Here is a 25,459-nt window from a genome sequence, read left to right on the forward strand (position 1 = left end):
GAATCGTTCAAGGAAGCGGTAGCGCGACGAATGTGTAGCCCGGATGGAGCGAAGCGCAATCCGGGACGAGTCCCTCCGCGGCAACAGACCCCGGATTTCGCTGCGCTTCATCCGGGCTACGAGGACGGGCTAAAAAAGCAAAATGGCCGGGACGAGCCCGGCCATCGCGCATTGAAGCTATCGACGTCGCAAAGCTTACTTCTTCGCCGGCGCCATCTTGTTGTCGGCCGGCTCCGGCGCGTCCTTGGCGGCATCCGCCGGCGCGGCCGCATCGGCCGGCTTGTCCATGCGCTCGACCTTGGCGGCCTCGCGCAGCTTGGCGACATAGTCGGCCTGGGCCTTGCGGGTCACATAGGTCTCGATCTGGGCCTTCACCTGCTCGAAGTCGGGCGCCTTGCGGTTGCGCTTTTCCTCGACCTTGATGATGTGCCAGCCGAACTGCGACTTGACCGGATCGGAGATCTTGCCCGGCTCGAGCGAGAAGGCGACCGCGGAGAATTCCGGCACCATCTGCTCCTTGGTGAAGAAGCCGAGGTCGCCGCCGTCGGAGGCGCCGGGGTCCTTGGACTTCTTCTTGGCGAGCTCGCCGAAGTCGGCGCCCTTGTCGAGCTCGGCCTTGATCGCCTTGGCCTCGTCCTCGGTCTCGACCAGGATGTGGCGGGCGCGCACCTCCTGCTCGCCGGTGATCTGCTTGGCGGCCTCCTCATAGACCTTCTTCATGGCGTCGTCGGTGGTCGCGGCCTTGCCCTCGCTGGCAAGCAGGCTGTCCATCAACAGGCGGTTGCGGGTGAAGGCGAGCCGCTTCTTGAAGTCGTCATTGTTCTCGATCTTCTTGTCCTCGGCGGCCTTGGACACGATCTTCATGTCGATCAGGAAGGACAGCACGTTGTCCTTGCGGGTCGAGGGGTCCATCTGCTGCAGGCTCTGGCCGAGTTCCTCCTCGGCGAGCGCCACGTCGCTGGCGTGGATCTCCGAGCCGTTGACCTTCGCCAGCACCGGATCGGATTCCGCGGCCCGGACCGGGAGGCCGGCAGCCAGCACTGCGACAAGACAGCCCGTCGCGGCCAGGGTGGCGAGGCCGAGGCGCAGGCCGGTTTTGGTTTCCGGGGGCGAGGTGGTCATGCAAAATCCTTGTCTCAAAGGGGGGAAGCTCGAGCGGGGCGGACACTCGCCCAATCGTGTTACATTGGCAACGCGAAAGTCTTGTCAAAATGATGAATTCCTTGACATCTTGCCAGCGTTGACAACCCCCCGACCGGGCCATATCTCTGGCCAACCGCGTCAGCGGCGAGAGCGCTTATTTTGCTGCGTTTTTCGCCGTTGAACCCAGGATGGCCTGTTTCCCACTCAATTGGCGGAGGAGCCCCCGGGCCGGGGCTCGAACCGTAGCGCGTCACGTTGAGTTGATAGGCGATCCGGCGGACCATCTCAGGCTGTAATCCAAGACTGAATTCCAAGTTGAATTCCAACACTGAACGAAGACCGAACTCGAGACCGAAGAACAGGAATTTCGCATGATCGGCGCGCTCGCCCGCAAGTTTTTCGGCTCCGCCAATGACCGTCGGGTCAAGGGGTATCAGTCCCGCGTCAACGCCATCAACGCGCTGGAGCCCGAGCTCGTCAAACTGACGGACGATCAGCTCAAGGCCCGCACCGCCGAATTCAAGCAGCAGCTCGCCAGCGGCAAGACGCTGGACGACATCCTGGTTCCGGCCTTCGCCACGGTGCGCGAGGCCGCCAAGCGGACGCTCGGCCAGCGCCATTTCGACGTTCAGCTGATCGGCGGCATGGTGCTGCACGAGGGCGACATCGCCGAGATGAAGACCGGCGAAGGCAAGACGCTGGTCGCGACGCTTGCAGTCTACCTCAACGCGCTCGCCGGCAAGGGCGTCCACGTCGTCACCGTCAACGACTACCTCGCCCGCCGCGACTCCGGCTGGATGGGCCAGATCTACGCCTTCCTGGGGCTGACCACCGGCGTGATCGTGCACGGCCTCGACGACGCCGAGCGCAAGGCTGCCTATGCCTGCGACATCACCTACGGCACCAACAACGAATACGGCTTCGACTATCTGCGCGACAACATGAAGTACCGCCTGGAGGACATGGTCCAGCGCGAGCACTACTACGCGATCGTCGACGAAGTGGACTCCATCCTGATCGACGAGGCGCGCACGCCGCTGATCATCTCCGGCCCGCTCGACGACCGCTCGGATTTCTACAACACCATCGACACCTTCATGCCGAATCTCGCCAAGAAGGACGACTACGAGGTCGACGAGAAGCAGCGCACGGTGACGCTGACCGAAGCCGGCATGGAGAAGCTGGAGAACCTGCTGCGCGACGCCGGCCAGCTCAAGGGCGACTCGCTGTACGACGTCGAGAACGTCTCCGTCGTGCATCACGTCAACCAGGCGCTGCGCGCGCACACGCTGTTCACGCGCGACAAGGACTACATCGTCCGCGACGACGAGGTCGTCATCATCGACGAGTTCACCGGCCGCATGATGCAGGGCCGCCGCTATTCGGAAGGCCTGCACCAGGCGCTGGAAGCCAAGGAGCACGTCACGGTCCAGCCCGAGAACCAGACGCTGGCCTCGATCACCTTCCAGAACTATTTCCGGATGTACCAGAAGCTGTCCGGCATGACCGGCACGGCGCTGACCGAAGCCGACGAACTGTTCGACATCTACAAGCTCGAGGTCGTTGAGATCCCGACCAACCTGCCGGTGGCGCGCCTTGACGAGGACGACGAGGTCTACCGCACCCAGAACGAGAAATACGCCGCGATCCTTGCCGAGATCGAGCGCGCCAACAAGCGGCTGCAGCCGGTGCTGGTCGGCACGGCGTCGATCGAGAAGTCGGAAGTGCTGGCCGAGTACTTGAAGAAGCACGGCTACAAGCAGATCGACTTCACGTCCGAATCCGGCATGGAGAAGCTCTATGCCGCCGCGCGCGCCGGCAAGCCGGCAAAGCTGTTCGCGGTGCTGAACGCGCGCTTCCACGAGCAGGAAGCCTATATCGTCGCGGAAGCCGGCGTGCCGGGCGCGATCACGATCGCGACCAACATGGCCGGCCGCGGTACCGACATCAAGCTCGGCGGCTCGCTCGAGATGCGGATCCAGCAGGAGACCGCCGGGATCACCGATGAGGCCGAGAAGGCCAAGAAGATCGAGCAGATCAAGGCCGACATCGAGCGCTTCCGCGAGATCGTGCTGAAGGCGGAAGAGGATTTCGAGGTCGAGCCCGCCAAGGGCAACAAGCCCGCGAAAACCGTGAAGAAGCCGGGCGGCCTCTACATCATCGGCTCAGAGCGTCACGAATCCCGCCGCATCGACAACCAGCTGCGCGGCCGTTCCGGCCGTCAGGGCGATCCCGGCCGCTCGAAGTTCTTCCTGTCGCTGGAAGACGATCTGATGCGCATCTTCGGCTCCGACCGGCTCGACAGCATGCTGCAGCGGCTCGGCCTGCAGGAAGGCGAAGCGATCATCCATCCCTGGATCAACAAGGCGCTCGAGAAGGCGCAGCAGAAGGTCGAGGCGCGCAACTTCGACATCCGCAAGAACCTCTTGAAGTTCGACAACGTCCAGAACGACCAGCGCAAGGTGATCTTCGACCAGCGCGTCGACCTGATGAAGGACGACAGCGTCGTCGAGACCGTGACCGACATGCGCCATGCCTTCGTCGAGGACGTGGTCGCCAAATACATTCCCGAGCACGCCTATGCCGAGCAGTGGGACACCGCCGGCCTCAAGGACGAATTGAAGCGCGTGCTCGATGTCGATCTGCCGGTCGACGAATGGGCCAAGGAAGAGGGCATCGCCGACGAGGAGCTGCTGACCCGCATCGAGACCCATGTCGACGAGCGCATGGCCGCCAAGGTCGCGCAATGGGGTCCCGACGTGATGCGTTACGTCGAGAAGACCATCCTGCTGCAGACGCTGGACCATCTCTGGCGCGAGCACCTGATCATGCTCGACCATCTGCGACAGGTGATCGGCCTGCGCGGCTATGGCCAGCGTGACCCGTTGCAGGAGTACAAGACCGAGGCCTTCAACCTGTTCCAGGAGATGAGCGCGCATCTGCGCGAGGCGGTCACCGCGCAGCTGATGCGGGTCGAGATCGTGCCGCCGGAGGAGCCGCCGCAGCCGCTGCCGCTGATGGAGGCGCACAAGCTCGATCCCAACACCGGCGAGGACGAGTTCGCGCAGGCCCGCCTGACCGAGGCCACCTACGCCCAGGCCTCACTGGCGCCCGGGATGATTGCCACCGACCGCGATCCGAACGATCCGGCGAGCTGGGGCAAGGTCGGCCGCAACGAGGACTGCCCCTGCGGGTCAGGCAAGAAGTACAAGCACTGCCACGGCCGGTACGCGTAGCCGCCGCGCGCGCTGAGGCGGCGGGCGACTGGCCCGCGCCCGTCGAGCCGCATCGCTCTCAGCCGGCGAAGGCCTTGTCGAGATCGGCGATCACGATCTTCTGCATCTTCAGCATCGCCTGCATCGCGCGGTCGGCTGCCTTGCGATCGGGGGCGCTGAGATAGCGGCCGAGCGCGGTCGGGATCACCTGCCAGGACAGGCCGAAGCGGTCTTTGAGCCAGCCGCAGCGCGATTCCTGGCCGCCGTCGGTGAGCTTCTCCCAGAAGTAGTCCACCTGCTCCTGGGTCTCGACGCTCAGGAAGAACGACACCGCCTCGTTGAACTTGTGCTGCGGCCCGCCATTGAGCGCGTGGAACCGCTGCCCCTCGAGCTCGAAGGTCGCCATGAAATCGCTGACGGTCTCGATCTTGGCGTTCGGAAACACCGATTGGTAGAAGGCGACGGCATCGCGGACGTTGTTGTCGAGCCAGAGGAACGGCGTGATCGAAGTCATGACGGGAAATCCTCACTAACGAGCAATCGGGTGGACCAGCGCGGCCAAGCGCGAAGGCTGCGCCGCAGGGCGCGCCCCAAGGACGCACCAAACCGCCGCATCCCGACATTTCCTGCCGGTCTTTTTTCGATGGTTTCGGCAGGGGCGCGCCGGGCCGGCGCGGCCTTAATTGGCGCTGCCGATCAGGCTTTCCAGCAGGCGCTTGAGTTCAGTGGTCGACTTGTCGCCATAGCTCTCGACGATGTGCTCTTCCTGGCTCACCGCGAGCGAGTTGAGCCGCCGGCACAGCGCCTTGCCGCGGTCGGAGACGAACATCAGCACCTTGCGGCGATCCTTGGGATCCTGGACGCGATAGACCAGCGCGTCCGACACCATGCGGTCGATCATCTTGGTCAGCGTCGGATGGTTGAGCAGCACAGCATCCGCAAGCTCGCCCATCGAGTGGCCGTTGCCGTCGGACAGCACCTTCAGGATGCGCCACTGCTCGACCGGCACGCCTTCCTTGGCGAGCCGCGTCTCCAACTGCCGGTTGATCTCCCGGTTGGCTTGCGCCAGCAGGTAGGCGAGATGTTCGGTGATCGGGGAATTTTCTTTCGGCGGTTTAGCCACGGCGTAAGACCTGGTTCCTGACCCGGTGAATGAATGTCCGGCAACTCATGCCATTTCTATATGCACTTCAATTGTTGAATATTCAATATTTTCACCTAGGATATTCCCCCAACCAAGGGGCGGATGCCGCGACCGCCCGCTGGCTGCGTTGCTTACTGCTTCCCAGACAGGAGTTGGCGTGCTCTCGACGGTCTCTTTCCAGGCGTATGGCGGCATGCCCGTCGCGCCGCCGCTGCTGTTTCGAAATCCGTCGTCCTGCGCGGCCGATCTCGCTTTGACCCTCAAGCCCGGCTCGTCGCGCCGTCGCAGCACCGACAGCAAGCTTCGAATCGGCAATTTCATCACCTTCTCCGGCGCGCCCGGGATCTGGGGGCCGATCTCCGCCAACAGCGTCATGCTCGCGGTCGCCGAGATCAACCGGCGCGGCGGCATCCGCGGCCGCGAGGTCGAATTGTCGATGTACGACGCCGGCGGCCCGATCGAGGAAGTGGTGCGACGCGCCGAGCGGGCGATCGCTTTCGACGAGATCGACGTGATCATGGGCTCGCATATCTCGGCGGTGCGCCTCGCGCTGCGCAAGGTCACCGCCGGCCGCATCCCCTATGTCTACACGCCGGTCTATGAGGGCGGCGAGCGGACGCCCGGCGTGATGGCGATCGGCGAGACGCCGCGCGCGGAAAGCCGGCCGGCGATCCACTGGCTCACCGAGGTCAAGAAGGCCCAGCGCTGGTACCTGATCGGCAGCGATTATGTCTGGCCCTGGCAGTCGCATCGCGCGGTGAAGCGCTACATCAAGGAGGCCGGCGGCCACGTCGTCGGCGAGGAATTTGTCCCGCTCGGCGAGGACAATCACGAGCCGCATCTGGCGCGGATTCGCGCAGCACGGCCAGATGTCGTGCTGATCACCCTGATCGGCACCGACAGCATCACCTTCAACCGTGCCTTCGCCGAGGCCGGGCTTGCCGCGACCACGCTGCGTTACGCCGGCGCGATGGACGAGACCGTGATGCTCGGCATCGGCCCCGACTCGACCCAAAACCTGTTCTGCGCCTCCGGCTATTTCGGTTGCATCGATTCGTGCGCCAATGACGACTTCCGGACCAGCTACCGCGCGATGTTCGGGGCGCATGCGCCGCCGATCGGCTCGGTCGGGCAGTCCAATTATGAGGGGATGCGCTTTCTCGAGGCGGCGGCCAATCAGGCGCGCTCGCTGTCGATCGGACCATTGTCCGCCGCGGCGCACAATCTCGTCTACAGCGGTGCCCGCGGCACCGTCACAATTCGCGACGGCCGCGCCGAGATGCCGATCTATCTTGCCGAGGCCGACGGTCTCGACTTCAATGTGATCAGGACGATCTAGATGGACCGGGCGATGCCGCGCTCGCCGCGCGGCTTGCCGGTGCCAGACAGGAGCAGGTGTGCAATCGACGCCCTACGTCATGGCCCGAACCTCGAGCAACAGGTATGGCGGCCTTCCATGCCCGCCTCCCCTGCTGTTCCGGAACCTGACGTCGGCGCGGTCCGATCGGGTCTTTTCCCCGATGGATCGGGACGGTTTCGGTCCGCGCGGTGCGCGCAGCCGGCTGCGGATCGCCGGCTTCGTCTGCTGCACCGGTTCGCCCGGGATGTGGGGACCGGCCGCGACCTCGAGTGCACAGCTCGCCGTCGCCGACATCAACCGGCGCGGCGGCATCCTCGGCCGCGAGGTCGAGTTCTCGGTCTATGACGCCGGCGGACCGATCGAGGACGTGCTCGATCGCGCCGAGCAGGCGATCGCGTCCGACGATGTCGATCTCATCATGGGCATGCACACCAGCGCGGTGCGCGTCGCGCTGCGCGGCCTGATCACCCGCAGCAAGATCCCCTACATCTACACGCCGGTCTATGAAGGCGGCGAGCGGACGCCGGGCGTCATCGCGATCGGCGAGACGCCACGCTGGCAGAACCGGCCGTCGATCCACTGGCTGGCCGAGGCGAAGCGCGCCTCGCGCTGGTACCTGATCGGCAGCGACTATGTCTGGCCATGGCAGTCGCACCGCGCGGTGAAGCGTTACATCAAGGAGACCGGCGGGCTCGTGGTCGGCGAGGAGTTCGTGCCGGTCGGCGAGGATAATCACGAGGCGCAGCTGGAACGCATCCGCGCCGCGAAACCCGATGTCGTGCTGATCTCGCTGATCGGCACCGATAGCGTGACCTTCAACCGCGCCTTCGCCGATGCCGGCCTTGCCGCCACCACGCTGCGCTTTGCCGGCTGTTTCGACGAGACGGCGCTGCTCGGCATCGGCGCCGACAAGACCGAGAACCTTTACTGCGCCTCCGGCTATTTCCCCTCCGTCGGCTCACGCGAAGGCGACGATTTCAGGGACCGCTATCGCGCGATGTTCGGTGCGTTCGCGCCGCCGGTCGGCTCGTGCAGCGAGTCCGCCTATGAAGGGTTCTGCCTGCTCGAGGCCGCCGCCAAGCGCGCCGGCACGCTGGACATGCGGCCGCTGCTCGCGGCGGCGGACAACCTCGTCTATCGCGGCCCGCGCGGTCCGGTCACGGTGCGCAGCGGCCATGCCAGGATGCCGATGTATCTTGCCGAAGCCGACGGTCTCGACTTCAGGGTGATCAAGCCGATCTGAGCAGTGCGACAGCGTCGCCGGAAGGTTTTGCGAAATAATACTTGAAAAGGAAAATATTTCCGTTTTCAATACAGCAACGGGGTGAGCGGTTCGCGCGGGCAGCGCGCCGCTGCACCTGCGTCGAGGGATCAAATCCAAAGATCAAAAGCTATCAGGAGAGCGCCGTGACCGTCGTCCTTCCCACGCCAACGCAACTTCGTGCCGTCGCCGAGCAGTGCGGCCTGTCACTGACCGATGAGGATGTGGCCTCGTTCCGCGGCCTGATGCAGGGCTCGATCGACGCCTACAACGTGATCGCCGCGATGCCGGACGAGCTGCCTGCGGTGAAATATCCGCGCACGCCCGGCTATCGCCCGGCGCCAGAGGAGAACCCGCGCAACGCCTGGTACTACAAGTCGACCGTGAAGGGCGCGGCGTCCGGCAAGCTCAAGGGCAAGACGGTGGCGCTGAAGGACAACATCATGCTGGCCGGCGTGCCGATGACGAACGGCTCGTCGACGCTGGAAGGCTATATCCCCGATTTCGACGCCACCATCGTCACGCGGATGCTCGATGCCGGCGCCGAGATCGCCGGCAAGACCCATTGCGAGCACTTCTGCCTGTCCGGCGGCAGCCACACCAACTCTTACGGAGCGGTGCACAATCCGCACAAGATGGGCTATTCGGCCGGCGGCTCGTCGTCGGGCTCCGGCGTCGTGGTCGCGCTCGGCGAGGTCGACATGGCGATCGGCGGCGACCAGGGCGGCTCGATCCGCATGCCGTCCTCGTTCTGCGGCACCTACGGCATGAAGCCGACCTGGGGCCTCGTGCCCTATACCGGCATCATGCCGATCGAGATCTTCGTCGACCACACAGGACCGATGACCGCAACGGTGGAGGACAACGCGCTGCTGCTCGAGGTGATCGCCGGCGACGACGGCTACGATCCGCGCATCAAGGCGCCCAAGGTCGAGGATTACACCAAGGCGCTGGGCAAGGGCGTCAAGGGCATGAAGATCGGCATCCTCAAGGAAGGCTTCGAGCAGCCGACCGCGGAAGCCGCGGTCAATGAAAGCGTGCGCGAGGCGGCCAAGCGCTTCAAGGATCTCGGCGCGTCGGTCGACACCGTGTCGATCCCGATGCACATGGTCGGCCCCGCGATCTGGACCCCGATCGGCACCGAAGGCCTGACCCAGACCATGATGTTCGGCGACGGCTACGGCCTCAGCCGGCCCGACCTCTATTCGACCTCGCTGATGGACTTCCATCGCGGCTGGCGCCGCCAGGCGGACTCGCTGTCGGAGACCACCAAGCTGTTCATGATGCTCGGCACCTACATCAACAACAATTTCGGTCCGCGCTTCTACGGCAAGGCGCTCAACATCTCCCGCCGCCTCACCGCGGCCTATGACAAGGCGTTCAAGGATTACGACTTGCTGCTGCTGCCGACCACGCCGATGAAGGCGCCGGCGCTGCCGGCGGCCAATGCCAGCCGCGAGGACTATGTCGCCCGTGCGCTCGAGATGATCACCAACACCGCGCCGTTCGACATCACCCACCACCCGGCGATGTCGCTGCCCTGCGGCATGGTCGACGGCCTGCCGGTCGGGTTGATGCTGGTCGGCCGGATGTTCGAGGAATCCACCATCTACCGCGCCGCGCACGCCTTCGAGCAGGCCGGCGACTGGAAGAAGATGTGAGGCGCCGCTTGTTGCAGACGCAGGCTGGATGGATCGAACGCCGGATCGAACGACATGGCTAGCACTTTTGCCGCGGCGTTCGAGATCGTGAGCTTCGGCGCGATCATCGTGCTGGTGGTGCTCGGGCTCGGCATCATCGCCAGCATGATGGGCATCTTCAACTTCGCGCAGGGCGAGTTCGTCCTGCTCGGGGCCTATGTCACCTATCTGGCCTACGCCCACGGCGCGCCGGTCTGGGCCGGCATGGTCGCGGCGCCCTTCGTGGTCGGCGCGATCGGCTTCGTGCTGGAGGCGCTGATCATCAGGCGGTTCTACGCCGCGCCGATCGTGGCGATGCTCGGCACCTATGCGCTCGGCCTGATCATCCGCGAGAGCGTGCGCGGCCTGATCGGCGGCTTCTATCTCACGGTGCCGGAGCCGATCGGCGGTTCGATCGACCTCGGCTCCGTCCACATCTCGGCCTGGCGCTTCACCATCATCGTGATCACGCTGCTGGTGATGGGCGGCTGCTATCTCTTGCTGGCGCGCACCTCGTTCGGGCTTCGGGTCCGCGCCACGCTGGAGAATCCGGCGCTGGCGCGCGCGTCGGGCATCTCGACGCCCCTGATCTACGGGGCAACCTTCGCGTTCGGCGCGGCGCTGGCCGGACTTGCCGGCGCGCTGATTGTGCCGGTGTTCAGCCTGTTCGCCGATCTCGGCATCCGCTTCCTGATCCAGGGCTTCGTCGCCGTGATGGTCGGCGGGGTCGGCTCCTTCATCGGTCCGGTCGCCGGCGCCGGTGTGATCGGCACGCTCAGCGCGGCGCTGCCTTGGGTGATGTCTCCTGTCGTCGCCGACGTCCTGGTCTTCGTGCTCGCCATTGCCTTCATCAAATTCCGCCCGCAGGGCCTCATATCGGGAAAAGGGGTTTAGTCAGATGTTCGATCGCACCAATCTCACGCGCCGCCGCTTCATGAGCAATTTCGCGTTCGCGACCGGCGCGCTCGCGACCGGGGTCGGCAGCTGGGTGGTCAGGCCCGACTGGGCCAACGCAGCGGAGGGACCGATCAAGGTCGGCATCGCGACCGACCTGACCGGCCCGATCGCCTATGCCGGCAACGCCGACGCCAACGTCGCCAAGATGGTGATCAAGGAGATCAACGCCGGCGGCGGCCTGCTCGGCCGGCCGCTCGAGCTCTACATCGAGGACACTGCCTCGAACGAATCGGTCGCGGTCGGCAATGTCCGCAAGCTGATCCAGCGCGACAAGGTCGACATGGTGCTCGGCGGAATCACCTCGTCGATGCGCAATGCGATCAAGGATCCGATCGTGGCGCGCGGCAAGACGCTCTACATCTATCCGCAGCTCTACGAAGGCAAGGAGTGCACGCCCTATCTGTTCTGCACCGGACCGACCCCGGCGCAGCAGTGCGACACCTTCATTCCCTGGCTGATCAAGAACGGCGGCAAGAAGTTCGCGCTGCCGAGCGCCAACTATGTCTGGCCGCACACGCTCAACGTCTACGCCCGCAAGGTGATCGAATCGAACGGCGGCGAGGTGGTGTTCGAGGAATACTACCCGCTCGACCAGGTCGACTTCTCGGCCACCGTGAACCGCGTCATCTCCAACAAGGTCGACGTCGTGTTCAACACCGTGATCCCGCCCGGCGTCGGCCCGTTCTTCAAGCAGCTTTATGAAGCCGGCTTCCTCAAGAACGGCGGGCGGCTCGCCTGCGTCTACTATGACGAGAACACGCTCAACATCAATCAGGCCAACGAGATCGAGGGCCTTGCGAGCTGCCTCGACTATTTCAAGGTGCTGACCAAGGAGGATCCGTTCGACGCCAAGCTCCAGGCAGCCTATGAGAAGGATTTCCCCGGCAACTTCCTGTTCGCGGCCGGCAGCGCCGCCACCGGAACCTATCGCGGCCTCAAGCTGTGGGAGGCGGCGGTCAAGGAGGCCGGCAAGGTCGACCGCGACTCCGTTGCGGCCGCGCTCGACCACGCCAAGATCGCCGAAGGGCCGGGCGGACCGGGCGGAGATGGTGCCGGGCAAGCGTCACTGCAAGATGAAGATGTACACCGCTGTTGCCAAAGGCGGGAACTATGAGATCGTCGCGCGCAGCGACGGTCTCGTTGATCCCAAGGAATGCTGAGCGATCCATGGTTGGAGCAAGAGAGGCTGTCGCACGCGTCGGTGAGGAACCAGATGTCGTGACGGGCGAGGGTGCACCGGCCGCAAGCGCGCCGGCGGGACGGGTATCGGCAGGATGGAAGGTCCTGCCGATCGTGGAAGGGCTGGTGCTGCTGATCGCACTGGTCCTGCCATGGGTGCTGCAGGACTATCTGACGGTGTTCGCCACCCGCGTGGTGATCCTCGCGTTGTTCGCCCTGTCGTTCGACCTGGTGTGGGGCTATGCCGGCATCATGAGCTTCGGCCAGGCGCTGTTCTTCGGCGCCGCCGGCTACGGCGTGGCGCTCTTGGCGCGCGATCTCAACGTCACCTCGATCCTCCTGATCCTGCCTGCCGGAACGCTGATCGGGCTCACCGCGTCGCTGCTGCTCGGCGGCTTCCTGCTGCTCGGGCGTTATCCCTCGAGCGTGATCTTCGTCTCGCTCGGCACCCTCACCGGCTCCTATGCCGCGGACCGGCTGGCGCGCGGCTGGTACTATCTCGGCGGCCAGAACGGCATCCCGTCGATCCCGCCGCTCACCCTCGGCAGCTACGAGTTCGAGGAGGGGCCGATCTACTACTACATGGTGCTCGGCATCCTCGTGGTCGTCTATCTGCTCTGCCGCTTCCTGGTCCGCTCGCAATTCGGCCTCGCGCTCGCCGGCCTGCGCGAGAACGAGCAGCGCATCGCCTTCTTCGGCTACAAGGCGCAGCATCTGAAGGCGATCATCTTTGCAGTCGGCGGCACCATCGCCGGTCTTGCCGGCAGCCTCTATGCCTTCCACGAGGGCTTCGTCTGGCCCAACATGCTGGGCGTCGTGTTCTCGACCCAGGTCGTGCTCTACGTCTTGTTCGGCGGCTCCGGCACGCTGATCGGCGCCGTGATCGGCACCGTGATCATCGAGGGCGTCAGCTTCTGGCTGTCCGACAATTACCGCGACGTCTGGCCGATCATCCTCGGCGTGCTGCTGCTGCTCGTCATCATGTTCCGGCCGCTCGGGCTGATCTCCTTCGTGCTCGGCGAGCGCGAGCGGGTCGGCAGTTTCGGCAAAGCCCCGAAGGAGACCGGCAATGCCGCTCCTTGAGGCGCAAGGGATCAGCAAAGTGTTCGGCAAGCTGACCGCGCTCGACGGTGCAGCGCTGACCGTCGGCGAGAACGAGTTCCACGGCCTGATCGGCCCCAACGGCTCGGGCAAGAGCACGCTGATGAAATGCGTCGCCGGCGCCGAGGTGCCGACCACGGGCAAGGTCTCCTTCGTCAACACCGACATCACCGCGTTCACGCCGACCGAGCGCGCGCGCGCCGGCATGAGCCTGAAGTTCCAGATCACCTCGGTGCTGCCGACGCTGACGCTGTACGACAACATCCTGCTGGCGCTGCAGGCACACTGCTCGCTGTTCGACCTCGTGCTGTCGCGGACCCGCAAGAAGCTGCACGATCAGGTGATGACGATGCTGACCCAGTTCCGGCTCGCCGATCGCGCACATGATGCCGCCGCGGCCCTGTCGCACGGCCAGCAGCAATGGCTCGAGATCGCGATGGCGCTCGCCGGCAAGCCACGGCTGTTGCTGCTGGACGAGCCGACCGGCGGCATGAGCCTCGAGGAGCGCCGCGTCACCGGCGAGCTGTTGCAGCCGATCAAGCAGCATTGCTCGCTCGTCATCGTCGAACACGACCTCGATTTCATCCGCGACATCTGCGACCGCCTCACCGTGCTCGACCAGGGCAAGGTGCTGGCCTCGGGAACGGTCGCGGAAATCCAGGCCAACAAAAGCGTCCAGGAGATCTATCTTCGCCGTGCCTGAGCAAACCTTCCTCGATATCCGGCATCTCGACGCCGGTTATGGCCGCAGCCAGGTCCTGTTCGATGTCAACATCGGCATTCCCTGGCGCGGCGGCGTCGCCGTGCTCGGCCGCAACGGCGCCGGCAAGACCACGCTGATGAAGACCATCGTCGGCGAGCTCGCAAGCTCGCAGGGCGAGTTGTTCTTCGACGGCCGCGACATCACCCGCCGCCGCACCGAGGAGCGGGTGCGCTCCGGCATCGGCTATGTGCCGCAGGAGCATTCGGTGTTCGCCCGCCTGTCGGTGCGCGACAACCTCGCCGTCGGCTCGCTGTTCAATTCCGATGCCAGCGCCGTCGATCGCGTGCTGGCCATCTTTCCGAAACTCGGCCAGCGGCTCGACCAGCCGGCCGGCACGCTGTCCGGCGGCGAGCGCAAGATGCTGGCGATCGGCCGCGCCATGCTCGGCAATCCAAAGTTGCTGCTGCTGGACGAGCCGACCGAAGGCGTCTGGATCGGCGTGATCGAGGAGATCACCGAACGGCTGATCGAGCTCGCCAAAAGCATCTCGGTCGTGATCGTCGAGCAGCATCTCGACCTCGCGCTGCGCGTCGCCGACTATGCCTATGTGCTGGACCGCGGCCGCGTCGCGCTGCAGGGCGGCGCCAGCGAGGTGCGGAGCGATCCGGAACTGCTGCGCTATCTGGCGCCGTAGCAGGCTTCAATGCGGCAGGCGGTCGGCCTTGCGGCCGATCACGCCGTCTCCCGGCGTCCGCGTCCGCCGTGCCGATCGCATCTCGCGACGCACATACCAGGCCGCGACCGAGCAGATCAGCCAGGCCAGCGATGCCGCGATGAAGGCGGCCGGGACGCTGCGGCCCACCGTCAGCGCGAAGACGATGGCGAATGCCAGCATGCCGACCGCGCCGAGCGCTGCGCCCGCCGCATCGAGCGCCGCGGCCTGCTGCCCGCGCCACGTGCCGTCGAGGCCGGCGTTCCGCTTGCGGCGGATTTCATGCTTCTCGATGAGGGTGGCGCTGGCGCAGAAGATGGCGGGGAGTGCAAGAAAGGCGCCGCCGACATAGGCGCCGCACGTGCTGCTGATCAGTCCGGTCAGGACGGTGGCGCCGCCACCGAGCACGAAGCGGATCAGATATTCGGTCCACCGGCTTTCCCTGAGCGAGGACAGTGAGACGCGGACCGGTGTCATGCCTGTCCTCCGGCAACGCCCAGCAAGCCGAAGACGATCGCGAGCCAGACGACAAGCGCCAGCAAGGTGGCGGGGGCAGCGCGGAGCCTCGCGCGAATCAGCAATTGGCAGACCACGAAGCTATAGATGGCCAGCGCAACGGCGCCAGCCATCATCGCGCGGCTCTGCAGGCCGGCATAGTCGGTGCCGTGCTGGTACACGGCGATGCCGAGGGTGGCGAGCGCAACCGACGGCGCGGCGCCGAACAGCCCGGCGAAGCTCTTCGGACGCAGCACGTCACCCAGCATCGCGAAGGCCGACACCACGGCCCCGCCCACGAGAAAGCGGATGACATATTCGCTCATCGCGCCTTGCCCCGCGGTGGATCGTCACCGGGATAGCCGGTCCACAATCGCAGCAGCCGCTCGAGAAGTGCTCCGAGCCCGAATCCCGCGATCACGTCGCTCGTCCAGTGTGCGAGAACCATAATGCGCGTCAGCGAGAGGCCGACCGCGAGTGCCTGGATTGGGCGGCGCGCGCCGGCGGGCAATGTCGCTGCCGCCGACGCCAGCGCGCCCATATGCAGCGCGTGGCCGGATGGGAAGGCGTCATCGCGCCTGCCAGAGATCGGGATGCCGTTGGCATGGCCGGCCACGGTCAGGCGATCCGGGCGAGTCTGGTTGAACAGCAACTTCAGGCCATGCGGCAGCAGCGATGCTGCGACCGTCACCAGCAGCGCGTGATTGCCGGCGCGCTCGAGCGAGGCGCCGCGCCCGCGTGAGGCGAGCCAGCCTGCGGCGGCGAGCGCAAGCAGGACCTTTTCGTCAGCGCCCCAGGTCAGTGTGCGGGCGATCTCTTCCGGCGCAGGTGCGGTGTTGCGGGCGATCGCACGCGCGATCATGGCGTCCGCCGCGGTCGGGCGAATGGTGATCGGGAAGGGGGCGCCTCGCTGGCGGCGTGCGCGAACTCGGGCTGTCGTATGCATGATCAGGTTCCCATCCAACGCGCCAGCCGCGGCATGGGTCCTAACCGGCGTGCGAGGCATCGCCCGGAGGAACCAAATGCAGATCGATGGTCTTTAGCCTCTGCCCGTCTCGACTTGATCCCAAGGTCTCATCCCGAGGTTTCGCGCGCCAACCGGGATGCACGGCGGGCGATGGATTGCAGGCAGGGAGAGGTGTCGATGACGGAGCCGGACGTTCGCAAGGGGATGCCGCCGGTCAAGCTTTCGCGCGATGAATTCGAACGGCGCTACCGCAAGCGATTTGCCGATCCGGTCTTTCAATCCATGCAGACGGAGCTTGCGACGATCATCGCCGGCGCCTGGGACGCCTATCGTCATTCGCGCAAGGCGCCGGTTACCCGCAAGGCCGGCCCCGGTTTTGCCGATCCCGACTATGATCTCGCGGTCGATTGGCTGTCCGCGCGCGATGCCATCGATGAAGCGCAACGCAGGCACGACGATCCAAACGAAGCGCCGCATATCCTGCTGATCAACGGCTCCTCGCGCAGCGAACATACGTGTCCCGGCGAGATGTCCAAAAGCTGGCGCATGGTCGAGATCGCCGAGGCCGCCTTCCGCGAGATGGGCTTGGCGGTCGATGTGCTCGATCTGTCGCGGCTGACGTCCGAGTTCGGCAGGGAGATTCACCCCTGCAAGTCCTGCGTCTCCACCTCGATGGCACTCTGCCACTGGCCGTGCAGCTGCTATCCGAACTACTCGCTCGGGCAAACCGACGACTGGATGAACGAGATCTATCCGCTGTGGGTGCGCGCGCACGGCATCATGATCATCTCGCCCGTCAACTGGTACCAGACGCCGACCGGACTCAAGGCGATGATCGATCGCCTGGTCTGCGCCGATGGCGGCAATCCCGATCCGACCTCGACCCACGGCAAGACCGCGAGCGAAGCCAAGGCGCTCGAACTCAAGGGCTGGCCATACCCCAAGCATTTGCGCGGCCGGCATTTCGGCATCGTGGTCCACGGCGACAGCGTCGGTGCGGAAACATGCCGCCGCTTTCTTGCGGACTGGCTCACCGACATGGAGTTGATCTCGGCCGGCGGCAGGGCCGAGATCGATGGCTATGTCGGCTACATGAAGCCCTATGCGACGTCGCATCGCGATCTCGACGAAGACAAGGCCTTCCAGGAACAGGTGCGCAATGTCGCGCAGGCGCTCGGCGCCGCCGTCGACCTCGCGCGCACCGGGCATCTGGAAGATCCCGGCAAGGGGCTTGAGGACCCGCGGCCGAAGTAGGATGGAATCCGGGTTCCCAAAGGAACGATGGGCCCCCGCTGCCCGTTAGGCCGCGGGAGGAAGTCACAATGCGCTATATTTCGATTGCAGCTCTTGTTGCTGCTGCCGTGATGAGCAGCGGTGCCGCGTTGGCGCAGCATTCCGGTACGCCATCGGAACAGAGCGCGTGCACGCGCGATGCACAGCGCTTCTGCCGGAAGGACCTCGGCAATGACGGCGCCGTGCAGAGCTGTCTCCAGATGAAGCGGGCCAGCCTGAGCCGAAGCTGCAAGAAGGTTTTCGAAAGCCACGGAATGTAACGGTCAACGCGCATGCGACGGTGACGGAGCGTGGTGTTCGAACCTGCGAGCGTGGCGGTGCGGCAGCGACGAGGCGTCTGCGCGCGGTACTGACGAAAGCACGCAACGCGGACGGCGAAATCGTGCAGGCCTGACGCTTTGGGTGCGATCGGCGCCCGGCTTTCCCTGCGCGCTCTGCCAACGGAGAGGGCGGAACGAAGAGCAAAGCTCGGACAAATCATGTCGCGAGAACGTTGTGGTGTGACTCACAGACCGCGCCACACACTCAATGTCGTCCTGGCGAAAGCCAGGACCCATTACCCCAAATGAGAGTTGTTGCGCGACGCTGGGGCCACGATCCCATTCACGATCAAGTTCGGTGGTTTTGGGTCCCTGCTTCGCAGGGACGACGGCTGGAAATAGTTTGCGCTACAGCAGCATTGCGACAAGCGGCAGCGAGCTGTCTTCGCGCAGACGCGCCCCGCCTACTTCACCGCCGAGAAGCGGGTGTCGAACGAGTTGGTCTGCACGACAGGCGCGGAGCCGGCGAGTTGGGTCGACGACGACGGGGCCGGTGCGGCGGCTGCGGCCGTGGTCACTGCCGGCTTCGGCGCGGGCTTGGCGGCCTGCTTCGGCTCAGCCTTGGGGGCGACGCGAACCACCGATTGCGGCTTGGCCTCGGCGACCTTCGGCTTGGCTGGTGCGGCAGCGGCCGGAGCCGGCGCGGTCGTCTTGCTGGCGTCGGCGGTGCCGCCGATCCCGACCTTGCGGGCAAAGCTGGAGAAGAAGCCTTCGGACTTGTCAGAGGCGGATTTGTCAGAGGCGGATTTGTCGGACGCGTTCGCCGAGGCAACGCGGATGCCGGCTGACGATGCGGTGGACGACGTCGTCGCCACGACCGGCTCTTCCTGCTGGACCGCGAGATTGGGCTTCGGCGGATTGACCGTACCGGGGATCGTGCCGGGCGCGCGCGCCAGCGACATCGATGCCAGCGCCTGGCTGTCGCCGCCTTCGGAGAGGCCGGTGTTTCCTTCCGGAATCTTCGAGGCGAAGATCGCGTTCATGCCGCCGTCGATGCCGGTGTTGAGGCGCGCAACGGGCGTGCCCTTGGATACCAGCTTGGCGGTCTCGGCGGCGTCCTTCTGCTCCTTCTCGTGCACGGCGCTCGCGATCTCCTCGGGGATCACATAGGCCGGGCACTTCGCGGAGGCGTCGAACACCGGATCGCGTGTCGCGCCCGGCGCCTTCACCGCGTCGAACACATACTTCTTCTCGCAGAAGTCGACCTTCGGCTCCTGCTTCGTCACCTCGAAATGATCGTAGCCTTCCTTGATCATCTTCCAGAACGGCATGTTCGGATTGTTGCGGTGCTTGGCCATGTTCACCGGCGTCATCCGGAACGGGTAGGCCTGCAGCTGGAACGCCTTCTGGCCGCCGAAGAAGGATTCGCGGCCGAGCGAGTAAATCTCTGCGATCTGCTCGTCGGTCATCGCGTAGCAGCCGCGCGAAGAGCAATCGCCGTGCACCATCAGCTGCGAGCCGGTGCGGCCGAGCGCCTTGTCGAAGGCGTTGGGATAGCCGGTGTTGAACGACAGGTAATAGGCCGACTGCGGGTTCATCTGGCTCGGGTTGATCGAGTAGAACCCTTCGGGCGCCTGGCGGTCGCCTTCGCGGACCTTCGGACCGAGGTCGCCCGACCAGCGGCAGATTGGATAGGTCTTGAGCAGCGCGAACTGGCCGGAGCGGTTCTGCTTCCAGACCTCGAGCTCGGCCTCCTGCTTGAACAGCCGCACCAGGATCGGCGACTGCATGTCCATGTCCTTTTCGGTCATGGCAGCGACGAGCTTTGGCGGGACCGGCTGGTTGGCCTTGGCGTTCTGCGCGAGCGAGATCTGGTCGCTGTCACAACCGGCGAGCATGACGCCTGCGGCGAGGACCGCCGAGGTCAGAAGCGCGCGTACGAGCGTGCGATGAGTCAAGTCCGAGCTCCACACCCACCGGGCGATTTTCGCGACCCCAACACGGCGAATATGCCCTGAAGCCATTGTGTAAAATATTAGCCTTCGACGACCCCTGCTCGCAACCTGAACCGGGGCGGACAGCCCTCACGGTAGCAGGCATGGTTCAAGGAATGTTAAAGACCCGGCTCGGGGCCCAATTACGGCAAAATTGGTCGATTTGGACGAAAAATCGGGCGGTTTGGGCGCCTCAGCCGAGCTTGCGGCCGATATCGAGGAATTTCTGGCGCCGCTGTTTGCGAATCGCGTCCGGATCAAGATTTCGTAGGTCGTTGAGCGCCTGGGCGATGGCATCGCCCGTGGTCGCGATCATCGCGCCCGCGTCGCGATGAGCGCCGCCGGACGGCTCCTTCAGGATCTGGTCGATCACGCCGAAGCGCAGCATGTCCTGGGCGGTGATCTTCATGCTGTTGGCGGCTTCCTGCGCCTTGGTGCCGTCGCGCCACAGGATCGAGGATGCCGCCTCCGGCGAGATCACGCTGTAGATCGCATGCTCCATCATCAGGACGCGGTTCGCCGTGGTGATGGCGATGGCGCCGCCCGACATGCCTTCGCCGGTGACGATCGCGACATTGGGCACACCGAGCGACAGGCAGGCGTCGGTCGAGCGCGCGATCGCCTCGGCCTGGCCGCGTTCCTCGGCGCCGATGCCGGGATAGGCGCCGGCGGAATCGACGATCGACAGCACCGGGATGCCGAACCGGTCGGCCATTTCCATCAGGCGCACCGCCTTGCGGTAGCCTTCGGGGCGCGCCATGCCGAAATTGTGCTTGATGCGGCTCTCGGTGGTGGCGCCCTTCTCCTGGCCGACCACACAGATGCTCTCGCCGCGGAAGCGGCCGAAGCCGCCGACCAGGGCCTCGTCGTCGGCGAATTTGCGGTCGCCGGCCATCGGCGTGAATTCGGTGATCAGGCCGCCGATGAAATCGGTGAAGTGCGGCCGCTGCGGATGCCGCGCCACCAGCGTCTTCTGCCACGGCGTCAGATTGGAATAGAGCTCGGTGAGCGCCTGCGCCGCCTTGTCCTCGATCCGCGCGACCTCGTCGCCGATGTCGCTGCCGCTCGCGGCAAGCGCACGCAACTCGTCGATCTTGGATTCAAGCTCGGCGACGGGTTTTTCGAAGTCGAGATAGCTGCGCATCGGGTCGGGCATCAACTCAATATAGGGAAGATCGGTGCGAGGGGCGAAGCGGTTTCGGCGTCGGAAAGAGAAGCTTTGTAACTTCAAAAGGTTAACGCGCATCCGGGTGGAATGCACGCTTCGGGATCGCAAGCAAGTGACGCTCTTTCTGCGGAGACGAAGCGGAAGTCAAGGCGGATCAGATGAAGGTATCGAGGTCTCTGGGCTTCGGATCCCTAGGACTTCTCCGCCAACGGGTGCAGGTCGCGGACCAGGCTCTTCAGCCGCTCCTCGACCACATGGGTGTAGATCTGGGTGGTCGAGATGTCGGTGTGGCCGAGCAGGGTCTGCACGATGCGCAGGTCCGCGCCATTGTGCAGCAGATGGCTGGCAAACGCATGACGCAGCACGTGCGGGGAGACCAGCCGCGGCGCAAGGCCGGAGGCGCTCGCGAGCTCCTTCAGATCGCGGGCGAAATGCTGCCGGGTCAGATGGCCGCTCTCGCCGGAGGACGGAAACAGCCATTTCGCCGGCGCGGCCTTCTTCGCCTTCGGCTGCATCACCTCCAGCGCTGCGAGATAGTCTGCCATCGCCTGGCGCGAGGCGTCGTTCAGCGGCACCAGCCGCTCCTTGTTGCCCTTGCCGCGCACCACGATCATCCGCGCATCGCGCCGCGCCGCCGAGACCGGTAGCGACACCAGCTCGGAGACGCGCAGGCCGGTGGCGTAGAGCACCTCGAGCAGGCAATACAGCCGCAGCGCGCGCAGCCGCTGCGCCGGCGAGACGTCGGTCTGGGTCAGTTCCTTGGCGCGGGTCAGCATGCGGTCGACATCGGCGATCGACAGCACCTTGGGCAGGCCGCGGCCGCGCTTCGGGCCGGACAGGATCGCGGCCGGATCGTCGGTGCGGACCCGCTCATTGAGCAGGAAACGGTAGAGATGCCGCATCGCCGACAGCCGCCGCGCCACGCTGGTCGACTTGAAGCCTCTGACATCGAGGTCGGCGAGGTAGCCACGCAGCGTCTCGGTGTCGGCGCTGGTGAAATCGGCGCCGGCATGGGCGAGGTAGTCGGAGAAATCGGTGAGGTCGCGCCGGTAGGCGTCGAGCGTGTTGGCGCCGGCGCCCTGTTCCGCGGCGAGCATGTCGAGGAACAACGCGGTCAGTCTGGCGTCGGAGGACTTGGCGAGGGTCTTGGCGGGATTTTTGGCAGCAGCGGGCATGCCGGAATCATAGCGTCTATTTCTTGAGGAACTTATCCGGTGAGATGGTCACCGTCATTTCCCGCGGTTTCGGGTGCACGAAATTCGCCAGCGCGAAGACGATGCCGTAGCCGATCCCGAAAATCACGGCGACGACCGTCAGGAAGCGGAACAGGCTGGGCATGGAGGCGACTCGGGCGGCGAATTAACCAATGAAATCATCCAACATGTTCCCCGCGCGGTTGCAAGAGTCGCTGGTAAGGGTGTCGCCGGGGGTAGTATAGGTGGCTCGAATTCTGAACAATTCGTCCCAATATCCGAGCTTTTTGATGTCCGACGCAGCCGTACCGGCGCCCACCCACCCGACCCTGGAGGCCGACATCGCGGCCGCGCTGGGGACGCGGTCGATCGTGCTGGTCGGCATGATGGGGGCCGGCAAGTCGACCATCGGCCGGCGGGTGGCGGCGCGACTCAAGCTGCCGTTCACCGATGCCGACACCGAGATCGAGGCGGCGGCGGACATGACGATCCCGGAGATCTTCGAGAGCAAGGGCGAGCCGTATTTCCGCGACGGCGAGGCGCGGGTGATCGCCCGTATCCTCGGCAATGGCCCGGTCGTGCTGGCGACCGGCGGCGGCGCCTTCATGCGCGAGGAGACCCGCAACCGGATCCGCGACCGCGCGATCTCGATCTGGCTCAAGGCCGACAGTGATATCATCATGCGCCGGGTGCGCCGCCGCGCCGATCGTCCGCTGTTGCACACCCCCGACCCGGAGGCGACCGTCAACCGCCTGCTCAGCGAGCGCGAGCCGGTCTACGGCACCGCCGATTTGACGATTGCCTCGCGCGACGTGCCGCACGACCGCATCGTCGACGAATGCCTCGAGGCCCTGCATGCGCATCTGTGCGGTGCGCGTCCGGCCGACGAGCAACCACCTGTGATGGATTGAACGCGACCTCATGACTGCGCCCTTGAAACATTCCGCCTCAGTTACCGTCGACGTCGCGCTCGGCGACCGCGCCTATGACATCGTGATCGGCCGCGACGTGCTGCAGTCGCTCGGCGAGCGTGTCGCGGCGCTGCGGCCCGGCGTGCGTACCGCCATCGTCACCGACCGCACCGTCGCCAAGCACTGGCTGGAGCCGACCGAGGCGTCGCTCGCCGCCGCGGGGGTGCCGACGTCGCGGATCGTCGTCGAGGAGGGCGAGGGCTCGAAGAGCTATGCCACGCTGACCGAGGTCAGCGAGGCGCTGATCGCGGCGAAGATCGAGCGCAATGACCTCGTGATCGCGCTCGGCGGCGGCGTGGTCGGCGATCTCGCCGGCTTCGCGGCCGCGATCCTGCGCCGCGGCGTCGATTTCGTGCAGGTGCCGACCTCGCTGCTGGCGCAGGTCGATTCCTCCGTCGGCGGCAAGACCGGCATCAACTCGCCGCAGGGCAAGAACCTGATCGGCGCATTCCACCAGCCGGTGCTGGTCATCGCCGACACCTCGGTGCTCGACACGCTGTCGCCGCGCCAGTTCCGCGCCGGCTACGCCGAGGTCGCGAAATACGGCATCCTCGGCGACGAGGCCTTCTTCGCCTGGCTCGAGAAGAACCACACCGACATCTTCGCCGGCGGCGCCGGGCGCGAGCACGCGATCGCAACCTCCTGCCGCGCCAAGGCGGGCGTCGTCTCGCGCGACGAGCGCGAGACCGGCGAGCGGGCGCTGCTCAATCTCGGCCATACCTTCGGCCATGCACTGGAAGCCGCAACCGGCTTCTCCGACCGGCTGTTCCACGGCGAGGGCGTCGCGGTCGGCATGGTGCTCGCCGCGGAATTCTCGGCGCAGCTCGGCATGATTTCGTCCGACGATGCGGGGCGCATCGCGCGTCATCTGTCCGCGGTCGGATTGCCGACGCGCCTGCAGGATATCGCAGGCTTCGCGCAGGAAGGCCTTGCCGACGCCGACGCGCTGCTGGCGCTGATGGCGCAGGACAAGAAGGTCAAGCGCGGCAAGCTCACCTTCATCCTGCTGGAGGCCGTGGGCCGCGCCGTGATCGCCAACAATGTCGAGCCGCAGCCGGTGCGCGACTTCCTGCAAGCCAAGCTGAAGGCCTAGACCGGGATGTCTCTCCTTCGGATCGTCATCCCGCTCTATCTTTTTGATTTGAGCATGATCCTTTCGGAAAACCGCTGCACACTTTTCCGGATCATGCTCTAGCCACGGATCAGTTCAGTGGGATGGTTCACCTTCTCGATCGTGCTGCTCTGCCTGTTCATCTCGGCGTTTTTCGCGGCGAGTGAGACGGCGCTGACCGGCGCCTCGCGCGCCAGCATGCTGCGGCTGTCGAAGCAGGGCAACACCGATGCCGGCGTGGTCTCCAAGCTGGTCAACATGCGCGAGCGCATGATCGGCGCGCTGCTGCTCGGCAACAACATCGCCAATATCGGCGCCTCGGCGCTGGCGACCGGCGTGTTCACCGCCTGGTTCGGCGATGTCGGCGTGCTCTATGCCACCGCTGTCATGACCGTGATGGTCGTGGTGTTCGCCGAGGTGCTGCCCAAGACCATCGCGATCAACGCGCCCGACCGCATCTCGCTTTTGGTCGCGCGGCCGATGCGGCTGACGATCTTCGTGCTGGGGCCGCTGCTCACCATCATCGAGACCATCGTGCTGGCGCTGATGAAGCTGCTCGGCATCAAGGTCGGGGCGCATCAGGCGGTGCTGTCGCCGACCGAACGTCTGCGCGGTGCGGTCGATCTGTTGCATCACGAGGGCAAGGTCGAGAAGCAGGATCGCGACATGCTCGGCGGGTTGCTGGATCTCAGCGAACTGCAGGTCTCCGACGTCATGGTCCATCGCACCGAGATGACCATGGTCAACGCCGACCTGCCGCCCGAGGAACTGGTGCGCGAGGTGCTGGCGAGCGAATACACCCGCATCCCGCTGTGGCGGGAGAAGCCGGAGAACATCGTCGGCGTGCTCCACGCCAAGGACCTGCTGCGCGCGATGCGCGCCAACGAGGGTGACATGTCGGCGATCGATGCCTCCGCGATCGCGCTGCCGCCCTGGTTCGTGCCGGAGATGCGCCCGGTCTCCGAACAGTTGAAGGCGTTCCGCCGCCGCAAGACCCACTTCGCCCTCGTGGTCGACGAGTATGGCGAGGTCGAAGGCATGGTGACGCTGGAGGACATCCTGGAGGAGATCGTCGGCGATATCTCCGACGAGCATGACGTCGTGGTCGCCGGCGTGCGGGCGCAGCTGGACGGATCCGTGGTGGTCGACGGCTCGGTGCCGATCCGCGATCTCAACCGCGCGATGGACTGGCGCCTGCCGGACGAGGAGGCGACCACGGTCGCCGGCCTCGTGATCCACGAGGCGCGCTCGATCCCGGAGCGCGGCCAGAGCTTCACCTTCCACGGCTTCCGCTTCCGCGTGCTCCGCCGCGAGCGCAACCGCATCACCGCGCTGCGCATCGTCGCCGTCCCGCGCGAGACCGAGTTGGAGGAGAAGAAGCCGAAGCGGGCGGGGACGGCGTTCTAGTTCGAGTTGGCCAGTCTCCTAGCACCGTCACCCCGAGGAGCGCGCATCGCGCGCGTCTCGAAGGGTCGACGGCCCGGCCGGTGGCCGTGCATCCTTCGAGACGCCGCTTCGCGGCTCCTCCAGCGACAAAGGCGCAGCCTTTGCGC

Annotated in this window: 23 protein-coding genes and 1 pseudogene; 14 read left to right on the forward strand and 10 right to left on the reverse strand. The window is 65.5% G+C overall.

Going from position 1 to position 25,459, the window contains the following annotated elements:
* Nucleotides 1-195: 195 nt before the first annotated feature.
* Nucleotides 196-1,122 (reverse strand): peptidylprolyl isomerase, encoded by a 927-nt coding sequence (locus ACVI1L_RS15355; protein ID WP_456783223.1) that lies wholly within the window; start codon nt 1,120-1,122, stop codon nt 196-198.
* Between the two features lie 392 nt (nt 1,123-1,514).
* Between ACVI1L_RS15355 and secA the strand changes: the two genes are divergently transcribed.
* On the forward strand, nt 1,515-4,379 hold the full coding sequence (gene secA / locus ACVI1L_RS15360; RefSeq protein ID WP_253588264.1) for a preprotein translocase subunit SecA: 2,865 nt from the start codon (nt 1,515-1,517) through the stop codon (nt 4,377-4,379).
* A 58-nt stretch (nt 4,380-4,437) separates the two neighbouring features.
* On the opposite strand, the gene ACVI1L_RS15365 is transcribed toward secA, so the two are convergent.
* Nucleotides 4,438-4,872, reverse strand: a complete 435-nt coding sequence (locus ACVI1L_RS15365; protein WP_253638084.1) for a VOC family protein — start codon at nt 4,870-4,872, stop codon at nt 4,438-4,440.
* Nucleotides 4,873-5,037: 165 nt separating this feature from the next.
* The gene (locus ACVI1L_RS15370) at nt 5,038-5,481 is read right to left on the reverse strand and encodes a MarR family winged helix-turn-helix transcriptional regulator (RefSeq protein WP_016847408.1); all 444 of its coding nucleotides are present in this window, start codon (nt 5,479-5,481) and stop codon (nt 5,038-5,040) included.
* A 178-nt stretch (nt 5,482-5,659) separates the two neighbouring features.
* Here ACVI1L_RS15370 and ACVI1L_RS15375 point away from each other — a divergent pair, with 178 nt between their 5' ends.
* The 8 genes and pseudogenes from ACVI1L_RS15375 to ACVI1L_RS15410 all read left to right on the forward strand — a co-directional run bounded on the left by ACVI1L_RS15375 (nt 5,660) and on the right by ACVI1L_RS15410 (nt 14,436).
* Nucleotides 5,660-6,841, forward strand: coding sequence for a substrate-binding domain-containing protein (locus tag ACVI1L_RS15375; RefSeq protein ID WP_253638083.1), 1,182 nt, complete (start codon nt 5,660-5,662; stop codon nt 6,839-6,841).
* A gap of 79 nt (nt 6,842-6,920) precedes the next feature.
* Nucleotides 6,921-8,105, forward strand: coding sequence for a substrate-binding domain-containing protein (locus ACVI1L_RS15380; RefSeq protein ID WP_456785556.1), 1,185 nt, complete (start codon nt 6,921-6,923; stop codon nt 8,103-8,105).
* A gap of 164 nt (nt 8,106-8,269) precedes the next feature.
* The gene (locus ACVI1L_RS15385) at nt 8,270-9,784 is read left to right on the forward strand and encodes an amidase (RefSeq protein WP_057015636.1); all 1,515 of its coding nucleotides are present in this window, start codon (nt 8,270-8,272) and stop codon (nt 9,782-9,784) included.
* 54 nt (nt 9,785-9,838) lie between these two features.
* Nucleotides 9,839-10,696, forward strand: a complete 858-nt coding sequence (locus ACVI1L_RS15390; protein WP_028337306.1) for a branched-chain amino acid ABC transporter permease — start codon at nt 9,839-9,841, stop codon at nt 10,694-10,696.
* 4 nt (nt 10,697-10,700) lie between these two features.
* Nucleotides 10,701-11,919: pseudogene (locus ACVI1L_RS15395) on the forward strand (substrate-binding protein).
* 7 nt (nt 11,920-11,926) lie between these two features.
* Nucleotides 11,927-13,021 (forward strand): branched-chain amino acid ABC transporter permease, encoded by a 1,095-nt coding sequence (locus ACVI1L_RS15400; protein ID WP_253588262.1) that lies wholly within the window; start codon nt 11,927-11,929, stop codon nt 13,019-13,021.
* Nucleotides 13,008-13,742, forward strand: a complete 735-nt coding sequence (locus ACVI1L_RS15405) for an ABC transporter ATP-binding protein (RefSeq protein WP_021081562.1) — start codon at nt 13,008-13,010, stop codon at nt 13,740-13,742. Before ACVI1L_RS15400 ends, ACVI1L_RS15405 begins: the two co-directional genes overlap by 14 nt.
* Nucleotides 13,735-14,436, forward strand: coding sequence for a branched-chain amino acid ABC transporter ATP-binding protein (locus tag ACVI1L_RS15410; protein WP_057015632.1), 702 nt, complete (start codon nt 13,735-13,737; stop codon nt 14,434-14,436). Before ACVI1L_RS15405 ends, ACVI1L_RS15410 begins: the two co-directional genes overlap by 8 nt.
* A gap of 6 nt (nt 14,437-14,442) precedes the next feature.
* Here ACVI1L_RS15410 and ACVI1L_RS15415 read toward each other — a convergent pair whose 3' ends face one another.
* From ACVI1L_RS15415 to ACVI1L_RS15425, 3 genes are read right to left on the reverse strand one after another with little or no spacing between them, the layout of a single operon-like run.
* Nucleotides 14,443-14,931: a DUF3147 family protein gene (locus tag ACVI1L_RS15415; RefSeq protein ID WP_229189792.1), complete on the reverse strand. Its 489-nt coding sequence runs from the start codon at nt 14,929-14,931 to the stop codon at nt 14,443-14,445.
* A complete protein-coding gene (locus ACVI1L_RS15420) occupies nt 14,928-15,275 on the reverse strand; it encodes a DUF3147 family protein (RefSeq protein WP_057015633.1) in 348 nt (115 codons plus the stop codon). Before ACVI1L_RS15420 ends, ACVI1L_RS15415 begins: the two co-directional genes overlap by 4 nt.
* Nucleotides 15,272-15,895, reverse strand: coding sequence for a phosphatase PAP2 family protein (locus ACVI1L_RS15425; RefSeq protein ID WP_456783224.1), 624 nt, complete (start codon nt 15,893-15,895; stop codon nt 15,272-15,274). Before ACVI1L_RS15425 ends, ACVI1L_RS15420 begins: the two co-directional genes overlap by 4 nt.
* 198 nt (nt 15,896-16,093) lie before the next feature.
* Here ACVI1L_RS15425 and ACVI1L_RS15430 point away from each other — a divergent pair, with 198 nt between their 5' ends.
* Both ACVI1L_RS15430 and ACVI1L_RS15435 read left to right on the forward strand, forming a co-directional pair.
* Complete coding sequence (locus ACVI1L_RS15430; RefSeq protein ID WP_057015634.1) at nt 16,094-17,170, forward strand: flavodoxin family protein; 1,077 nt, start codon at nt 16,094-16,096, stop codon at nt 17,168-17,170.
* A gap of 68 nt (nt 17,171-17,238) precedes the next feature.
* Nucleotides 17,239-17,469, forward strand: a complete 231-nt coding sequence (locus ACVI1L_RS15435) for a hypothetical protein (RefSeq protein WP_057015635.1) — start codon at nt 17,239-17,241, stop codon at nt 17,467-17,469.
* Between the two features lie 464 nt (nt 17,470-17,933).
* Here ACVI1L_RS15435 and ACVI1L_RS15440 read toward each other — a convergent pair whose 3' ends face one another.
* The 4 genes from ACVI1L_RS15440 to ACVI1L_RS15455 all read right to left on the reverse strand — a co-directional run bounded on the left by ACVI1L_RS15440 (nt 17,934) and on the right by ACVI1L_RS15455 (nt 21,969).
* Nucleotides 17,934-19,427 carry a L,D-transpeptidase family protein gene (locus ACVI1L_RS15440; RefSeq protein ID WP_168858592.1) on the reverse strand — a complete coding sequence of 498 codons (1,494 nt, stop codon included), beginning with the start codon at nt 19,425-19,427 and terminating at the stop codon, nt 17,934-17,936.
* Between the two features lie 229 nt (nt 19,428-19,656).
* Complete coding sequence (locus tag ACVI1L_RS15445; protein ID WP_253638075.1) at nt 19,657-20,619, reverse strand: acetyl-CoA carboxylase carboxyltransferase subunit alpha; 963 nt, start codon at nt 20,617-20,619, stop codon at nt 19,657-19,659.
* A gap of 203 nt (nt 20,620-20,822) precedes the next feature.
* Nucleotides 20,823-21,806, reverse strand: coding sequence for a site-specific tyrosine recombinase XerD (xerD, locus tag ACVI1L_RS15450; RefSeq protein WP_057015546.1), 984 nt, complete (start codon nt 21,804-21,806; stop codon nt 20,823-20,825).
* Between the two features lie 16 nt (nt 21,807-21,822).
* Nucleotides 21,823-21,969 (reverse strand): histidine kinase, encoded by a 147-nt coding sequence (locus ACVI1L_RS15455; RefSeq protein ID WP_253638074.1) that lies wholly within the window; start codon nt 21,967-21,969, stop codon nt 21,823-21,825.
* 145 nt (nt 21,970-22,114) lie between these two features.
* Between ACVI1L_RS15455 and ACVI1L_RS15460 the strand changes: the two genes are divergently transcribed.
* From ACVI1L_RS15460 to ACVI1L_RS15470, 3 genes are all read left to right on the forward strand, one after another.
* Complete coding sequence (locus ACVI1L_RS15460; RefSeq protein ID WP_076824827.1) at nt 22,115-22,735, forward strand: shikimate kinase; 621 nt, start codon at nt 22,115-22,117, stop codon at nt 22,733-22,735.
* A gap of 10 nt (nt 22,736-22,745) precedes the next feature.
* Nucleotides 22,746-23,888 carry a 3-dehydroquinate synthase gene (aroB, locus tag ACVI1L_RS15465; protein ID WP_057015544.1) on the forward strand — a complete coding sequence of 381 codons (1,143 nt, stop codon included), beginning with the start codon at nt 22,746-22,748 and terminating at the stop codon, nt 23,886-23,888.
* A gap of 117 nt (nt 23,889-24,005) precedes the next feature.
* A complete protein-coding gene (locus ACVI1L_RS15470; protein ID WP_456783225.1) occupies nt 24,006-25,313 on the forward strand; it encodes an HlyC/CorC family transporter in 1,308 nt (435 codons plus the stop codon).
* The last annotated feature ends 146 nt before the right edge of the window (nt 25,314-25,459 follow it).

The sequence above is a fragment of the Bradyrhizobium sp. USDA 4516 genome (assembly GCF_054055915.1).

Bases quoted from the DNA above. Each gene is read 5' to 3' on its own strand.
- ACVI1L_RS15400 (WP_253588262.1), top strand. From the start codon at position 11,927: ATGGTTGGAGCAAGAGAGGCTGTCGCACGCGTCGGTGAGGAACCAGAT.
- aroB (WP_057015544.1), top strand. From the start codon at position 22,746: ATGACTGCGCCCTTGAAACATTCCGCCTCAGTTACCGTCGACGTCGCG.
- ACVI1L_RS15355 (WP_456783223.1), bottom strand. From the start codon at position 1,122: ATGACCACCTCGCCCCCGGAAACCAAAACCGGCCTGCGCCTCGGCCTC.
- ACVI1L_RS15415 (WP_229189792.1), bottom strand. From the start codon at position 14,931: ATGACACCGGTCCGCGTCTCACTGTCCTCGCTCAGGGAAAGCCGGTGG.
- secA (WP_253588264.1), top strand. From the start codon at position 1,515: ATGATCGGCGCGCTCGCCCGCAAGTTTTTCGGCTCCGCCAATGACCGT.
- ACVI1L_RS15435 (WP_057015635.1), top strand. From the start codon at position 17,239: ATGCGCTATATTTCGATTGCAGCTCTTGTTGCTGCTGCCGTGATGAGC.
- ACVI1L_RS15405 (WP_021081562.1), top strand. From the start codon at position 13,008: ATGCCGCTCCTTGAGGCGCAAGGGATCAGCAAAGTGTTCGGCAAGCTG.
- ACVI1L_RS15460 (WP_076824827.1), top strand. From the start codon at position 22,115: ATGTCCGACGCAGCCGTACCGGCGCCCACCCACCCGACCCTGGAGGCC.
- ACVI1L_RS15455 (WP_253638074.1), bottom strand. From the start codon at position 21,969: ATGCCCAGCCTGTTCCGCTTCCTGACGGTCGTCGCCGTGATTTTCGGG.
- ACVI1L_RS15390 (WP_028337306.1), top strand. From the start codon at position 9,839: ATGGCTAGCACTTTTGCCGCGGCGTTCGAGATCGTGAGCTTCGGCGCG.
- ACVI1L_RS15430 (WP_057015634.1), top strand. From the start codon at position 16,094: ATGACGGAGCCGGACGTTCGCAAGGGGATGCCGCCGGTCAAGCTTTCG.
- ACVI1L_RS15365 (WP_253638084.1), bottom strand. From the start codon at position 4,872: ATGACTTCGATCACGCCGTTCCTCTGGCTCGACAACAACGTCCGCGAT.
- ACVI1L_RS15445 (WP_253638075.1), bottom strand. From the start codon at position 20,619: ATGCCCGACCCGATGCGCAGCTATCTCGACTTCGAAAAACCCGTCGCC.
- ACVI1L_RS15420 (WP_057015633.1), bottom strand. From the start codon at position 15,275: ATGAGCGAATATGTCATCCGCTTTCTCGTGGGCGGGGCCGTGGTGTCG.
- xerD (WP_057015546.1), bottom strand. From the start codon at position 21,806: ATGCCCGCTGCTGCCAAAAATCCCGCCAAGACCCTCGCCAAGTCCTCC.
- ACVI1L_RS15425 (WP_456783224.1), bottom strand. From the start codon at position 15,895: ATGCATACGACAGCCCGAGTTCGCGCACGCCGCCAGCGAGGCGCCCCC.
- ACVI1L_RS15380 (WP_456785556.1), top strand. From the start codon at position 6,921: ATGGCCCGAACCTCGAGCAACAGGTATGGCGGCCTTCCATGCCCGCCT.